Origin of the sequence: Vibrio sp. V08_P9A1T1, assembly GCF_963874405.1 — a bacterium.
In the GTDB taxonomy this organism is placed as follows: domain Bacteria; phylum Pseudomonadota; class Gammaproteobacteria; order Enterobacterales; family Vibrionaceae; genus Vibrio; species Vibrio anguillarum.
Genome location: NZ_CAWNIB010000231.1, coordinates 1 through 2,242 on the forward strand (window position 1 = coordinate 1; position 2,242 = coordinate 2,242).

Here is a 2,242-nt window from a genome sequence, read left to right on the forward strand (position 1 = left end):
AGATAATAGTTCTCCAACTGATTTTTATCAGAACTTTTCTTTATTTAGCGCGAGAAGTGCAACATTGCAGTTTTACATCCTATCTAAGATTGATAGTTACTTGCTGAAGTCTTCAGGTTTGAAGCTTGCTAAGCATAGTCAAGAGTTTAATGTTGAACATATTTTGCCTAAAAAACTGGCAACCGATAAGCGTCCAGATGAATGGTTATGGGCTACAAATGAGCCAGAAAAACATAAACAAATGGTAAATAGATTAGGTAATCTCTGTCTTCTAGAGGGAGATATTAATCGAGATGTGTCGAACTTTGATTGGAATGCTAAGCGATTTAGTGAGTACCCGGAAAAATTGGCAAAACGTAAAGATGGTTCAATCAAAAAGTCTTTCAAAGATTCAGAGTTACCTATGGTTAAGGAAATTATTGAGAACGACTCTTATTTATCATGGAGCTTTGATGTTATTGAACAAAGGCAGCGACACCTAGCAGAGTATGCCGCTGAAATATGGCGAATATAACTAATCTCTAACCTATTACCAGAGAGATTTAAAGCTATATTACAGTGTTAATTATACTGTCTATGTTTTTAGACTTTTGTAGTAAATAAGATATGCCACGATGAAGATGAAGCTTAAAGTGATAATTAAGTTCATCTTCATCAATTTTGCCAAAGTCTGTTTTTATTCTCTGACGGAGCATTGCTAGATAGATGTCTGAAAACTCGCCACCAAAGACCTTCCAAGTCATTTCAACATTGCTGTTGATTACAATATCCTCATGCGGAGGAATACTCTCTTCTTTCAATGAAAGCATAAGTGCCCATCGGCAAAGAACGTTCCAGTTATCAATCTTGGTATTCTTCTTTACAGTGATGAGTTGTCCTTTAGCTTTTTCGGACAAGCGAACGATTTCAATGCTCATGTTAATTCTCCAAAGTAACCTTCAGTAATAGTCGATGTCTTGGCTGTTTCTTCATAGCTAATATGGTATTCCTTAGCAACAGAGCGTTTTAGCTTCTTGTAATATTGCCCGGCAATTTCCTCATCTGTTGATAATAAAATTACTTGCCCAGCCGCCGCTGGGAAATAGTTTTCGACAAGCTTCGTTCTGTGTTTACCATCCAATCGCCCCATCGGTGTATCGATAATGGTTGGAATCTCTTTTCCTGAAGCTTCCGCTAGTGCCCAAAGGATAGCCACGGACAATAGTTGACGCTCACCAGCAGAAAGCCGTTTGGTATCCAGTGGCAAACCATCTAAATCTGCTAGTGTGAGGTTAAACGTTTCAGGATTAATGCTAACTTTTGTAATTAGCTCGGACTTTCTTTCTAGTGAATCAAATTTGCTTTTAATTCGTTTTTCTAGCGTCGCAATGTTTTCTTTAATCAGTTGTGCTTTGAATGCGTCAACAATGTCCTTCATTTCGACTAGATGTTCTGCGACTTGTTGATTACGTTTACCTTCAAAATCTTCGGCATTTTGTTGAATCAAAGTTGCGTCTAGACGTGCTTCATTTTCATTAATTTGAGTTTTACATTGAGCTAGCTCCTCCATTAGGGATTCTAATGTTGTTTTAGAGTGGGCAATCGACGCTTCAATTCTGCCTTTTTCCTCAATTTGTTCTCTAACGGATTCAGAATCTGGAACAGCATCTAGCTTCTTATCTAACAGAGCTAGTGTCTCTTGTAGTTCTCTTTTCTTCTTTAATAGCTCTGCACTTTCCGTTGTCTCTGACTTGATAGCGTTCTCGGCAAAATCAAATATTACAGGATTAACGTTTAGGTACTTTTCGTGTTTTAAACTATTTTCAGACTCTTGCCATATTAGATTAAGCAGCCTGTTTACCTGATGAGCTACATCATCTGTTGTCGAATCTTTTAAACGTTTAATAAGCTCGTCATTGTTGATTTTGATATGTTTTTGCGCATTATCAAAGCCAATAATCTCATCCTCTAGTAAGGCTTGCTTTTTCGTTTTATTCATTAAGCTGTGCGCAATAGCTAGTGGCATCGCACCCGCTGAAAGTTTGATAAGATTGTGATCAATCGCCTCTAATTTAGAAGCCACTGCCTTTCTGTCGAGCTGAATGTTATTAACATCATCTAACAAATTTGCGCCAGAGGTTTGCATTTGAATCTCTATGTCTTTTAGCTGATTCGCTAGAGCGTTTTCATTATCTAGAACTTTCTGAATATTCTCTTCGATACTTAGAAGGTTGCTATCTAGAAGTTCTTTTCTTTGCTTAAA

The 2,242-nt window shown here is 37.4% G+C and carries 3 protein-coding genes; 1 reads left to right on the forward strand and 2 read right to left on the reverse strand.

The features are described 5' to 3' along the window. Positions 1–514, forward strand: a 514-nt coding sequence (locus tag AACT21_RS09370; RefSeq protein WP_141195279.1) for an HNH endonuclease family protein, incomplete at its 5' end; no start/stop codon positions are given. Positions 515–548: 34 nt separating this feature from the next. Here AACT21_RS09370 and dndE read toward each other — a convergent pair. Beyond that, positions 549–917, reverse strand: a complete 369-nt coding sequence (dndE, locus tag AACT21_RS09375) for a DNA sulfur modification protein DndE (RefSeq protein ID WP_094164672.1) — start codon at positions 915–917, stop codon at positions 549–551. Further along, positions 914–2,242: DNA sulfur modification protein DndD (gene dndD / locus AACT21_RS09380; protein WP_094164673.1), on the reverse strand; the 1,329-nt coding region annotated here is incomplete at its 5' end. The genes dndD and dndE, both read right to left, overlap by 4 nt.

Excerpts from the sequence above, each read along its gene's own strand:
- dndE (WP_094164672.1), bottom strand. The coding sequence starts at position 917 with ATGAGCATTGAAATCGTTCGCTTGTCCGAAAAAGCTAAAGGACAACTC.